Annotated in this window: 10 protein-coding genes; 6 read left to right on the top strand and 4 right to left on the bottom strand. The window is 58.2% G+C overall.

What is annotated here, in order from left to right:
- Positions 1-21: 21 nt before the first annotated feature.
- The gene (gene ydfG, locus AB6V08_RS21965) at positions 22-768 is read right to left on the bottom strand and encodes a bifunctional NADP-dependent 3-hydroxy acid dehydrogenase/3-hydroxypropionate dehydrogenase YdfG (RefSeq protein ID WP_368544905.1); all 747 of its coding nucleotides are present in this window, start codon (positions 766-768) and stop codon (positions 22-24) included.
- A 143-nt stretch (positions 769-911) separates the two neighbouring features.
- Here ydfG and dcp point away from each other — a divergent pair, with 143 nt between their 5' ends.
- Together dcp and AB6V08_RS21955 are read left to right on the top strand one after the other, a co-directional pair.
- The gene (dcp, locus tag AB6V08_RS21960; protein ID WP_368544904.1) at positions 912-2,951 is read left to right on the top strand and encodes a peptidyl-dipeptidase Dcp; all 2,040 of its coding nucleotides are present in this window, start codon (positions 912-914) and stop codon (positions 2,949-2,951) included.
- A 125-nt stretch (positions 2,952-3,076) separates the two neighbouring features.
- Entirely contained in the window at positions 3,077-3,325 is a 249-nt protein-coding gene (locus tag AB6V08_RS21955) for a hypothetical protein (protein ID WP_368544903.1), read from the top strand.
- Positions 3,326-3,961: 636 nt separating this feature from the next.
- Here AB6V08_RS21955 and AB6V08_RS21950 read toward each other — a convergent pair.
- Together AB6V08_RS21950 and AB6V08_RS21945 are read right to left on the bottom strand one after the other, a co-directional pair.
- On the bottom strand, positions 3,962-4,951 hold the full coding sequence (locus AB6V08_RS21950) for a 2-hydroxyacid dehydrogenase (RefSeq protein WP_368544902.1): 990 nt from the start codon (positions 4,949-4,951) through the stop codon (positions 3,962-3,964).
- Positions 4,952-5,372: 421 nt separating this feature from the next.
- Entirely contained in the window at positions 5,373-5,642 is a 270-nt protein-coding gene (locus AB6V08_RS21945) for a hypothetical protein (RefSeq protein WP_368544901.1), read from the bottom strand.
- 208 nt (positions 5,643-5,850) lie between these two features.
- On the opposite strand from AB6V08_RS21945, the gene AB6V08_RS21940 reads away from it, so the two are divergent.
- From AB6V08_RS21940 to AB6V08_RS21930, 3 genes are read left to right on the top strand one after another with little or no spacing between them, the layout of a single operon-like run.
- Positions 5,851-8,493: a YdbH family protein gene (locus AB6V08_RS21940; protein WP_368544900.1), complete on the top strand. Its 2,643-nt coding sequence runs from the start codon at positions 5,851-5,853 to the stop codon at positions 8,491-8,493.
- On the top strand, positions 8,490-8,681 hold the full coding sequence (locus tag AB6V08_RS21935; protein ID WP_368544899.1) for a YnbE family lipoprotein: 192 nt from the start codon (positions 8,490-8,492) through the stop codon (positions 8,679-8,681). The genes AB6V08_RS21940 and AB6V08_RS21935 overlap by 4 nt, the downstream gene beginning before the upstream one ends.
- Positions 8,682-8,688: 7 nt before the next feature.
- A complete protein-coding gene (locus AB6V08_RS21930) occupies positions 8,689-9,009 on the top strand; it encodes a YdbL family protein (RefSeq protein ID WP_368544898.1) in 321 nt (106 codons plus the stop codon).
- Here the strand turns inward: AB6V08_RS21930 and feaR are convergent, their stop codons facing one another.
- On the bottom strand, positions 9,010-9,918 hold the full coding sequence (feaR, locus tag AB6V08_RS21925; protein WP_368544897.1) for a transcriptional regulator FeaR: 909 nt from the start codon (positions 9,916-9,918) through the stop codon (positions 9,010-9,012).
- A 241-nt stretch (positions 9,919-10,159) separates the two neighbouring features.
- On the opposite strand from feaR, the gene AB6V08_RS21920 reads away from it, so the two are divergent.
- Positions 10,160-11,659 carry an aldehyde dehydrogenase family protein gene (locus tag AB6V08_RS21920; protein WP_368544896.1) on the top strand — a complete coding sequence of 500 codons (1,500 nt, stop codon included), beginning with the start codon at positions 10,160-10,162 and terminating at the stop codon, positions 11,657-11,659.
- The last annotated feature ends 428 nt before the right edge of the window (positions 11,660-12,087 follow it).

Raw genomic sequence — 12,087 nt, 5'->3', positions numbered from 1 at the left:
CCGCAGGCCGGGGAGGGCAAATTAGCCGCGATGGACGCTCAGTCCGGCAAAGCTCTGGCTGACCGGCATCATTTCAACGGTGTTAATGTTGACGTGTTTCGGCAGCGTCGCCACCCACCAGACCGCTTCGGTCACATCTTCTGGCGTCAGCGCGTTGGCGTTTTCGTAGGTTTTACCCGCTTTCGCATCGTCGCCTTTGAAGCGCACGTTGGAGAACTCGGTGCCGCCCACCAGGCCCGGCTCGATATCGGTCACGCGGACCGCAGTGCCGTGCAGGTCGGTGCGCAGGTTGAGGCTGAACTGGCGAACGAAGGCTTTGGTGGCGCCATACACGTTACCGCCCGCGTAAGGCCAGCTTCCGGCGGTCGAGCCGATGTTGATCACGTGGCCGCGATTGCGCTCAACCATGCCAGGCAGCACCGCGCGGGTCATGTACACCAGGCCTTTGTTGTTGGTGTCGATCATGTTTTCCCAGTCTTCTACGCTGGCACGGTGCGCAGGCTCCAAGCCCAGCGCCAGACCGGCGTTGTTAACCAGCACGTCGATGGCCTGCCATTCAGAAGGCAGATTAGCAATCATCTCTTCAATGGCAGCGCGGTTACGCACGTCCAGCTGGGCGGTCAGGATGCTGTCGCCCAGCTCGTCCTTCAGCTCCTGCAAACGTTCCTGACGACGACCGGTTGCAATCACTTTATGCCCGTTAGCGACGAAGCGGCGCGTGATGCTTTCACCAAAACCTGCCGTTGCCCCGGTAACTAAAATAATCATCTCACTGTTCCTCAACGCTTTTTATGTTGTATTACCATAGCACGCTCTCAGGGCGTGCGTTAAGGCAACATTTGTATGACGCCATTGCAGGCCGGAGCGGCCTGGCCTACTCTGGGGAGATAACCCGTTTCCAGGAGTAAACGATGTCGGACACCAATCCATTCTTTGAAATCAGCCTGTTGCCCTATCAGGCACCCCGTTTTGACGTGATTAACGATAGCCACTATCGCCCGGCATTTGATGAAGCCCTGCGCCAGAAGCGTGCCGACATTGATGCCATTATCGCCCAGACCGCCGCGCCGGACTTCAACAACACCGTGCTGGCGCTGGAAAAAAGCGGCGCGATGCTGTCCCGCGTGACCAGCGTCTTTTTTGCCATGACCTCGGCGCACACCAATGACTATTTGCAGGAGCTGGACGAGGCTTTCTCCACCGAGCTGGCCGGGCTGGCGAACGATATCTGGCTGAACGAAACGCTGTTTGCCCGCGTGGAGGCCGTTCGCGAGCAGCGCGCGGCGCTCGATCCCGAGTCGCGCCGTCTGGTTGACGAAACCTATCAGCGCTTTGTGCTGGCCGGGGCGAGGCTGAGTGCCGACGAAAAAGCGGAGCTGAAAGCGCTCAATACCGAATCCGCGTCGCTCACCAGCCAGTTTAACCAGCGCCTGCTGGCGGCGGATAAATCCGGCGGGCTGGTGGTGGATGACGTCCGTCAGCTTGACGGGCTCAGCGCGGACGACATCGCCACGGCGGCGCAGGCGGCGGCTGAAAAAGGGCTCAACGATCGCTGGCTGATCCCGCTGCTGAATACCACCCAGCAGCCGGCGCTCTCGGCGCTTACCCAGCGCCAGGCGCGTGAGGCGCTGTTTAAGGCGGGCTGGACGCGCACCCAGAAGGGCGATGAAAACGATACCCGCGAGATTATCCGCCGCCTGGTCACGCTGCGCGCGCGTCAGGCGCAGCTGCTTGGGTTCGACAGCTACGCCAGCTGGAGCACGGCCGACCAGATGGCGAAAACGCCGGAGGCGGCGCTGCAGTTTATGCGCGGTATTGTCCCGGCGGCGCGTGCGCGCGCAGAGCGCGAGCTGGCCGATATTCAAAAGGTGATTGATGACCGGCAGGGCGGGTTTACCGCGCAGGCATGGGACTGGGCGTTTTACGCCGAGCGCGTGCGTTCAGCTCGCTACGCGCTGGATGAATCGCAGATCAAACCCTATTTTGCCCTCGATAAAGTGCTGCACGACGGCGTGTTCTGGGCCGCCAGCCAGCTCTTTGGCATCCGCTTTGTCGAGCGTTTTGACATCCCGGTGTATCACCCTGACGTCCGCGTATGGGAAATTTTCGACCACACGGGCGAGGGCATGGCGCTGTTCTACGGCGATTTCTTCGCCCGAGACTCCAAAGGCGGCGGCGCCTGGATGGGCAACTTTGTTGAGCAGTCTTATGAGTTCGCGGCGCATCCGGTGATTTACAACGTCTGCAATTACCAAAAACCGGCTAACGGACAGACGGCGCTGATCTCCTGGGACGATGTGGTGACCCTGTTCCACGAGTTTGGTCATACATTGCATGGCCTGTTTGCCACCCAGCGCTACGCCACGCTCTCCGGCACCAACACGCCGCGTGATTTCGTCGAATTCCCGTCGCAAATTAACGAGCACTGGGCCAGCCATCCGCAGGTGTTCGCCCACTATGCCCGTCACTACCAGACCGGCGAGCCGATGCCGGAGGCGCTGCGCGACAAGATGCTTAACGCCACGCAGTTCAACAAAGGTTATGACATGACCGAACTGCTGAGCGCCGCGCTGCTCGACATGAACTGGCATGCCGTTAGCGCGCAGGACAGCGTGGATGACGTTGAGGCCTTCGAAGCGCAGGCGCTGAAAAAAGAGGGGCTGGATCTGCCCGCGGTGCCGCCGCGCTATCGCAGCAGCTATTTCGCCCATATCTTCGGCGGCGGCTATGCGGCGGGGTATTACGCCTACCTGTGGACGCAGATGCTGGCGGACGACGGCTACCAGTGGTTTGTGGAGCAGGGCGGCTTAACGCGGGAGAACGGACAGAAATTCCGCGAGGCGATTTTGTCGCGCGGCAACAGCAGCGATCTGGAAGCATTGTACCGGGACTGGCGCGGGCACGATCCTGAGATTGAGCCGATGCTTAAGAACCGTGGGTTAAAAGAGTAGGGTGTATTTTGCTGAAAACAGAACCGGGCGTGACGCCCGGTTTTTTGTCCGATTTTTTCTTTCACAAAACTCCTCCGCAGCCGCCACCATGATTTAGGTTCGCATGTTAAAAAAGGATAATAATAATGATTTATGGTCTTACCACCTACTATATCAACAGCAAGACTGATGCAAACTTAATGCGTTACGACGTAATTAATTTTGACTCCGACACTTATCTCATGAAAGTGTTCGACAATAAGCAGCAAGGGATTTCAACACCAGATTTTATTTCTCAAGTTGCAGAGCTCAAAATAACTCGCGCTGACTACAATGCAAGATATCAGGTGGGGAATAACGCGATTGTGAAAATGAATTTGGACCCAGGTTTTTGAAAACACCATTAAAGACCGACTTCATGAACATCGAGACAGTCTATAGTAACTGTAACCGCCTCCGGGCGGCTTTTTATTGTTTTTGCGTTGCCTCAGTCGCAACCTTCCTGAAGAAAGGCGCTGCACCCCAGTTGATAATGCAAGCCACTGCAACGCTTATCACCCATGGTATACGTGATCCATTAAAATAAAATTCACCAATGTGGTATCCCAAGTTAAAGCAGGTAAAGACCGTAGCACCAGCGTACCAGGACTTAATAAACCACAGTTTACTGAACATTCTCATTATCCCTAAAAAAATAAGTGTCAGGTCAATATCACCTTTGCGTAGCAAAAAATCAACGCCATCACCATGCACAGACCCATCGTAATAGCCTTAATTTATAGAAGTTGAGCGTTCACAGCGGCTTTGACCAACTCGTCCATGAAATGATTTTCGAGGTTGTCAGCATAATCAAAAGAGATTGATTGTGACTCAGGTCTGTTTGGGATGGGACTGGTGCGGACACGATCCGCTGATTGAGCCGATGCTGAAAAATCGCGGGCTGAATTAACGCAACGCCCGGTAGCGTTATGCTTACCGGGCGTAAAATTTTGCGAGCCGGGTGAGGCAAAGTCGCCGCCCGGCCCCCTGGATCAAGCTATTGCATTCGGGCAATCTTCACCCTTATCCAGCTGCTGCAAATTCCCCAGCGTGGTTTCTGAAATGCTGATCAGCGCTTCGGCGGTCAGGAACGCCTGGTGACCGGTGAACAGCACGTTGTGGCAGGCGGACAGGCGACGGAACACGTCATCCTGAATCACGTCGTTAGACTTGTCTTCGAAGAACAGATCCCGTTCGTTCTCGTAGACGTCCATGCCCAGCGCGCCAATCTTCTGGGTTTTCAGCGCTTCAATTGCCGCCTGGGAGTCAATCAAACCGCCGCGGCTGGTGTTGACGATCATCACCCCGTCTTTCATCTGGTCGAACGCCGTCTGGTTCAGCAAATGATAGTTTTCCGGCGTCAGCGGGCAGTGCAGGGAGATCACGTCGGACTGCGAGAACAGCGTGTTCAGATCGACGTATTCCACGCCCAGCTCCAGCGCCGCGGCGCTTGGATACGGATCGAACGCCAGCAGGCGCATCCCGAAACCTTTCAGAATACGCAGGGCTGCAACGCCGATTTTACCGGTGCCGATCACGCCCGCGGTTTTGCCGTACATGGTAAAGCCGGTTAAGCCTTCCAGCGAGAAGTTGGCGTCGCGGGTGCGCTGATAGGCACGGTGAATGCGACGGTTCAGGGACATCATCATGCCGATGGCGTGTTCAGCCACCGCTTCCGGCGAGTAGGCCGGGACGCGAACCACCTTCAGCCCCAGCTCTTTGGCGGCATCCAGATCCACGTTGTTAAAGCCCGCGCAGCGCAGGGCGATGTACTTAACGCCGTGCTTTTTCAACTCTTCCAGAACCGGACGGCTACCGTCATCGTTAACGAAAATACAGACCGCTTCGCAGCCGTGCGCTGTTTTCGCCGTTTTCTCAGTCAGCAGAAAGTCGAAAAATTCAAGTTCGAATCCATAAGTCTCGTTAACATGTTGCAGATACTTTTTGTCGTACTGCTTTGTGCTATAAACCGCGAGTTTCATAAGACTTTCTCCAGTGATTTTGCATTCACGTTAGCATGATTAAAATAATCTTACAATTCATAAAATATTATTGAATTCAATAAGTTCTATCAATCATTCTAGAGCATTTAAGGCGGTTAACTCTATGAAATTCCAACGACATAGCGCTCTTATATGGGCAGTATTTGCGCATTCAACCATTCGGGTGGAGAAAGCATGGCGTAACCGGGGATGACAGGGGAACGAAACGTTCAGTCAGGCAGGGGGAAAATCATCTGCAAGGATTACTGCCGATGCTCTCGCGATGCGTCATCCCACACGGCCGTTTGTCCCCGGCGGTAAAAAAGCTGAGCAATCATGGGAACGGGAAACCGCAGGCGGGCGATTGCTGGGAAATCAACGCGCAGATGTTCCGCAAGGACAACATCCGCGTTGCAGTCGGTCAGACCGTTTTCTCTGAGCGCGTCAGCAGGGCTAACACTCTTTGGGTCAGCTTCTCCTCGTATTCCTCTTGCTCAGGATGATTGAACTTAACCAGCGGCGCGGAGCTCTTTTCCTGTTCATCCGGATTTAGCGCCTGGGCGGGATCGTCAATCTGCTTGTCGATCATTTTGTACAAAATGGTGATGGCTAACCTTGAAGCGTGAACCTCGAGCTGCAGTTCATCAATTGTCTTTTCAAGGTGTTCAACGCGTTCATTAATGTCAGTCATATATGCTCCCGGGCGGCTCTGGGGCCTTCATGCAGAACGAAGGCGTCAATAAAGGTTTAAGCTTAGTCCAATAAGAACGAAGTTGAGCGCGCGAAGCCAGACCATCTATCCTTAAAACTGGCATTTGCTTCAACTGACGGGCTAAACATGCGACAATACGCGGCTCTGTCGGCTTATTTCTTTCGATAAATCAGGATATTAACTGCCCATGAAGGGTAAATACAAAGCCGCGATTGCGCTATTACTGCTATTGATACTGCTGCCGCTGACGCTGCTGATAACGCTTGCGCAGTGGGTGCCGACGCTCGCCGGGATCTGGCTTCCCGTCGGTACGCGCATCGCCTTCGAAACCAGCCCCCGCTTTACGCGGCACGCGCTGATTATCCCGGATTTGCGCTATCTGGTTGAGGACTGCGAGATCGCGAAAATCGAAAACGCGACGCTCTCGCACCCCAGCCGCTGGAAGCTGGACATCGCCTCGCTCGATCTCAATACGGCCTGTCTGAGCAAGCTCCCCGAGACCGCACCCTCTACGGCGGCACCCAAAACCCTGGCGCAGTGGCAGTCGCTGCTGCCCAATACCTGGCTTACCGTTCACCGCCTGACGCTCTCGCCCTGGCAGCAGTGGGAAGGGGAGCTAAAGGTTTCCCTGACGCCCGCGATTCAGGAAGTGAGCTATCAGGGCGAGCAGGTCACTTTTCAGGGCAAGCTGCGCGGACGGGCGCTGACCGTCAGCAAGCTTGAAGCCCGTCTGCCCGACCACCCGCAGCCCGTAACGCTGGTGGGAGAGTTCACGATGCCGCTGGTGCCGGACGGCGTGCCGGTGAAAGGCCACGCGCTCGCCACCTTTAACGTGCCGCAGCTCTCTTCGCTGGTGGATGCTGACCTCGACTGGGAAGAGAATCAGGGCCAGCTGGTGGTGATGGCGCGGGACAATCCCGATCCGCTGCTCGACCTGCCGTGGCAGATTACCCGGCAGCAGTTCACCATCAGCGACGGACGCTGGAACTGGCTGCTCTCCGGGATGCCGCTGAGTGGACGCGTGGGGCTGAAGGTCGATAACTGGCAGCAGGGGCTGGAGAACGCCACCCTGACCGGACGCCTGAACGTGCTGACCCAGGGTGACGCGGGCAAAGGCAACGCCGTGCTGAATATCGGGCCGGGCAGGCTGAACATGGAAAACAGCGATATGCCGCTGTACCTGAACGGCGAGGCCAAGCAAAACGACCTCATCCTCTACGCCAAATTACCTGCGAAACTCACCGGCAGCCTGAGCGATCCGCAGCTGACCTTTGAGCCCGGCGCGCTCCTGCGCTCGCGGGGTAGAATCATCAACTCACTGAATATCGACGAGATCCGCTGGCCGCTTGCGGGGGTGAAGCTTACACAGAAGGGCGTCGACGGTCGCTTACAGGCGATTTTACGCGCGCATGAAAACGAGATGGGCGATTTTGAGCTGCATCTGGACGGGCAGGCGAGCGACTTTTTACCCGACAACGGCCTGTGGGAGTGGCGTTACTGGGGCAAAGGCAACTTCACGCCGATGAACGCGCGCTGGGACGTGGCCGGAAAGGGCGAATGGCGCGACAACGTCATTGAGCTGACGGATCTCTCCACCGGGTTCGACAAGCTCCAGTACGGCACCATGCTGGTAAGCAAGCCGCGTCTGGTGCTGGATAAACCGGTGCGCTGGCGGCGCGACCCCGCCGACCCGCACTTTAGCGGCGCGCTGGCGCTGAACGCCGGACAAACCAGCTTCTCCGGCGGCAGCGTGCTACCGCCGTCGGTGCTGATGTTCAGCGTGGAGGGCAGCGACCCGACGGTCTTCCAGTTTAAGGGCGATCTGCACGCCGAGGCCATCGGCCCGGTGCAGGTGAACGGCCGCTGGGACGGGGAGCGCCTGCGCGGTCAGGCGTGGTGGCCGAAACAGTCTCTCACCGTGTTTCAGCCGCTGATTCCGCCCGACTGGAAAATGAGCCTGCGCGACGGCGATCTCTACGCGCAGGTGGCCTTCTCCGCCGCCGCCGGGCAGGGCTTTGAAGCCGGCGGCCACGGCGTGTTGAAATCCGGCAGCGCCTGGATGCCCGATAACCAGATCAACGGCGTTGATTTCGTGCTGCCGTTCCGCTTTAGCGACGGCACCTGGTCCCTCGGCACGCGCGGCCCGGTCACCCTGCGCATTGGCGAAGTGGTGAACCTGGTCACCGCGCGCAATATCACCGCCGATTTGCAGGGGGATTACCCCTGGAGCGACGACCATCCGCTGCTGTTAACCAACGTCAGCGTGGACGCCCTCGGCGGGAAAATCACCATGCAGCAGCTGCGAATGCCCCAGCACGATCCGGCCCTGCTGCGGGTGAACAATATCTCGTCGAGCGAGCTTATCAGCGCCGTGAATCCCAAGCAGTTCACGATGTCTGGTCCGGTGAGCGGGGCGCTGCCGTTCTGGCTCGACAACGAGAAATGGATCATCAAAGACGGCTGGCTAACCAACCCCGGCCCGATGACGCTGCGCATCGATAAAGACACCGCCGATGCCATCGTGAAGGATAATATGGTCGCCGGGGCGGCAATTAACTGGCTCCGCTATATGGAAATTTCGCGTTCGTGGACGAAAATCAATTTAGATAATCTGGGTGAATTAACCATGCAGGCGACCATCAAGGGAACCAGCCGGGTGGACGGCAAAAGCAGCTCCGTCAACCTGAACTACACCCACGACGAAAATGTCTTTACCCTCTGGCGCAGCCTGCGCTTCGGGGACAATCTGCAAACCTGGTTAGAGCAACACGCGGCGTTACCGAATACGACCCGCAGTTCGACAAGCAAGGAAAGTGAGGAACAACAATGAAAAAGCTGGCTGGTGTACTCACCGTGGCCGTTGTCGCGTTGCTGACAGGCTGTACGCCGCGCATTGAAGTGGCGGCACCCAAGGAGCCGATTACCATCAATATGAACGTGAAAATTGAGCACGAAATCCACATCAAGGTGGATAAAGATGTCGAAACCCTGCTGAAATCGCGCAGCGATCTGTTCTGAGGACGCCATGAAACGAACGTTAGCACTCATTTTACTGGCGCTTGGCATGAACGCGCAGGCTGCAACGCTCACCCTGAGCGAGGCGCGCGCCCAGGGGCGCGTGGGGGAAACCCTGAGCGGCTATATTGCCCCGGTGCGCCAGGACGCAGAAACCCTGGCGCTGGTGAACCAAATCAATGCGGCGCGAACCGAAAGCTACCAGAAACTGGCGGACAGCAATAATCTGCCGGTGGACGACGTGGCGAAAATGGCGGGGCAGAAGCTGGTTTCCCGCGCCCAGCCCGGAGAATACGTGAAGGGGATTAACGGCAAGTGGCTGAAAAAGTAGCTAACGAAAGCGCTTGCGGTACTCGCCAGGGGAGACGCCGAAACGCTGCTTGAAGGCGGTCGAGAAGTGGCTGTGATCGGCAAATCCCCAGCTGTAGCCAATCCCCGCCAGCTTTTCGTCATCGCTCGCGGCGCGCAGCACCTGCGCGCACAGGTCGAGCCGACGGTTCTTGATGTACTGCGCCACCACCAGCCCCTTTTCGGCAAACATGCGGTACAGGCTGCGCACCGACATCCCGCTTTCCGTGGCGATCCACTCCGGGCGCAGCGCCTCCGACTGGATATGGTCGTCGATGAGCGCCAGCACGCTCTGGAACTGGCGCTCTTTGCGCGGCTGCACCGCTTCGCGCTGCTGAAACGCCGGGCGCAGCAGGCAGACCATCGCTTCCAGCGCAGCTTCACTCTCCCTGTCGCTGAGCGCCGCGTTTCCCATACTTTCCTGTAACAGCCTGTGGCTCAGCTGCACCGTCGGCAGGCTGCGCGGCAGGGTCAGCGCGCAGCTGATCTCCTGAAAGCGGCACTGCTGTTCGACGATCTGGCGCGGTACGAGCAGGGAGATCTGGCGGGATTTTTCCTGCCAGTAGATAGAGCAGGGACGCGAGGCGTCGATCAGGGTGATATCCCCGGTTTTCAGCACCGAGCGGCGGTCGTCCTGTTCGAGCTGGGCGCTGCCCTCAAGCTGGAAGACCGTGTAGAACCAGGCGTCGTTGCCGTTTTTGATCTCCTGACGCGTGCGAAACAGGTTCACGCCCCCGGCGGTGACGGTGCTCAGCTTCAGGCTGCGGGCGTAGCTGGTTTCCAGCTCGCCGATAAACTCGCCCTCTAAAGGACGCGCGTTAAAGCGCCCGCAAACCTGGTTAATTTGCGCCAGCCACTGCTGATACTTTTCCTGTTCGCTTGCACACGCCATTGTTGTTCTCGCTGCGCTTTCAATGTTTTCGCATTGTTGCATTTGTGTTGCAATTTGTCCGGCCTACGAGGCTGACTATAGGAAAGAACACTCACCGGGAATAGTGCTATAAGCGGGAATTATCATGTTTTGCGGAGCCTGTCACAGGTGGCAAAGCGAATGTCACAGAGACAAAAGCGGGAATGCGAAACCCCTCTTAGACTGCATTGAGACCCTGCGAAGAATAACGAAGGAGTACCCTATGTCTGAATCACAGACCGCAGTCCTGCCCGTCGTGCAGCAGTTTTTAGACCGCCATCATGGACTGTGGATCGAGGGCCGTCAGGCCGCGTCCGACAGCGAAAAACGTCTGAACGTATTTAACCCGGCGACGGGCGAAGTGATTGCCTCCACCGCCGATGCCAGCGTGGACGATGTGGATCGCGCGGTGATGTCCGGCTGGCGCGCCTTTGTCGCCCGCAGCTGGGCGGGAAAACTGCCTGCCGAGCGCGAGCGCATTTTGCTGCGCTTCGCCGATCTGGTTGAGCAGCACGGCGAAGAGCTGGCGCAGCTTGAAACCCTGGAGCAGGGGAAATCCATCAACATCTCCCGCGCCTTTGAAGTGGGCTGCACCCTGAACTGGATGCGCTACACCGCCGGGCTGACCACCAAAATCGCGGGCAAGACCCTGGATCTCTCCATCCCGCTGCCGCAGGGGGCGCGCTATCAGGCCTGGACGCGCAAAGAGCCGGTTGGCGTGGTCGCCGGGATTGTGCCGTGGAACTTCCCGCTGATGATCGGCATGTGGAAGGTCATGCCCGCGCTGGCGGCGGGGTGCTCGATTGTCATTAAGCCGTCTGAAACCACGCCGCTGACCATGCTGCGCGTGGCGGAGCTGGCGAGCGAAGCGGGCATTCCAGAGGGCGTGTTTAACGTGGTGACGGGAAGCGGCGCGGTATGCGGCGCGGCGCTGACCTCGCACCCGCACATTGCCAAGGTGAGCTTCACCGGCTCCACGGCGACGGGCAAGCAGATTGCGCGGGCGGCGGCCGATACCCTGACCGGCGTAACGCTGGAGCTGGGCGGCAAAAATCCGGCCATCGTGCTGAAGGATGCCGATCCTGCGTGGGTGATCGAAGGGCTGATGACCGGCAGCTTCCTCAATCAGGGGCAGGTGTGCGCGGCCAGCTCGCGTATCTATATTGAAGCGCCGCTGTTCGACACCCTGGTGAGCGGCTTCGAGCAGGCGGTGAAGTCCCTGAGCGTCGGGCCGGGGATGTCTCCGCAGGCGTTTATCAACCCGCTGGTGTCTCGCGCCCACTGCGACAAGGTGCAGACCTTCCTCGACGAAGCGAAGTCGCGCAGCGCGGAGCTGATCTCCGGCAACCGCGGCCCGGACGGCAAGGGCTATTACGTGTCGCCAACGCTGGTGGTTAACCCCGACGCCAGCCTGCGCCTGACCCGCGAAGAGGTATTCGGCCCGGTAGTGAACCTGGTGCGCGTGGCGGACGGCGAAGAGGCGCTGCAGCTGGCCAACGACACCGAGTACGGCCTGACCGCCAGCGTCTGGACGCAGAACATGAGCAAAGCGCTGGAGTATACCGACAGGCTGCAGGCCGGGACGGTGTGGGTCAACAGCCATACGCTGATTGACGCCAACCTGCCGTTTGGCGGCATGAAGCAGTCGGGAACAGGCCGCGATTTCGGCCCGGACTGGCTGGACGGATGGTGTGAGACCAAGTCGGTTTGTGTGCGGTATTGATTGGGGATTTTGTGGTGGGGTTAGGGGAATATGCGGGTCGGGTAGTGATTCCGTTCACTTCACGTTTTCTGCTTCTCTGTGACCACAATACGTGTGAACGTGTCAGGGCGGCTCAGTCGCCGCCGCCCTGACAACCCGGGCTCCCGTAAACGCTTCGGCGATTTTCAGCCGGAACAGGGAGTAGCGTTAAGATTTTTATCTACGCAGGCAATTAAATCGCTGTAGTAATTCATCGCTCGATCGGTTCCCTCTCCCCGTGGGAGAGGGTTAGGGTGAGGGCACCAGCCCGCACAAATCTGACAATGAAAGCGTGGGGTGAGGGGAACATGCGGATCGGGTAGTGATTCCGTTCACTTCACGTTTTCTGCTTCTCTGTCACCACAATACGTGTGAACGTGTCAGGGCGGCTCAGTCGCCGCCGCCCTGAC

Origin of the sequence: Enterobacter soli (assembly GCF_964208575.1) — a bacterium.
Classification (GTDB): Bacteria; Pseudomonadota; Gammaproteobacteria; order Enterobacterales; family Enterobacteriaceae; genus Enterobacter; species Enterobacter soli_A.
The sequence above is the reverse complement of the archived record's forward strand: the minus strand, read 5'-3'. Positions and strand labels throughout refer to the sequence as shown.